The organism is Streptomyces sp. SP17BM10, assembly GCF_036322405.1.
GTDB lineage: Bacteria > Actinomycetota > Actinomycetes > Streptomycetales > Streptomycetaceae > Kitasatospora.
The window spans coordinates 1-382 of record NZ_JAQYXB010000442.1; the positions used below are offsets into that span (position 1 = coordinate 1).

The following is a 382-nucleotide window of genomic DNA, read 5'->3' on the forward strand; positions in this document are numbered from 1 at the left end:
AGCTCCTGATCGAGGAGAGCGGCGTGCCCACCGAGATCACCGAGGTCCCGGCCCCCGAGGGCACCGGCCCGGAGACCGAGTGGCAGCAGCTCGACGTCACCGTCGCCCGCGACAGCCTCGGCTGGACCCCCCGCCGCACCCTGCGCGAGGCCGTCCGCGAGCTGTGGAACGCCCAGACCGCCGCGCCCGTCGCGTAACGGCCGACCCGCCCGTCCTGCGGCGCCCGGAGCACGGCTCCGGGCGCCGCACCCGCATCCGCGCACGAGGGGGAGCCATCGGAGACCGTTTCCGGCGCGGAACCTTCGCCGGCCTGGCCACCGGCCGGGCGAACGCCTTCGGGGCGCTGCGCCTGCTGCTCGCCGCCACCGTGGTGGTGTCGCAC

The 382-nt window shown here is 77.0% G+C and carries 1 protein-coding gene and 1 pseudogene; both read left to right on the forward strand.

The features are described 5' to 3' along the window. A pseudogene (locus PUR71_RS05165) lies at positions 1-197 on the forward strand (hypothetical protein); the annotation flags it as partial. Continuing rightward, positions 164-382, forward strand: a 219-nt coding sequence (locus tag PUR71_RS05170) for a hypothetical protein (protein ID WP_329925125.1), incomplete at its 3' end; no start/stop codon positions are given. The pseudogene PUR71_RS05165 and the gene PUR71_RS05170, both read left to right, overlap by 34 nt.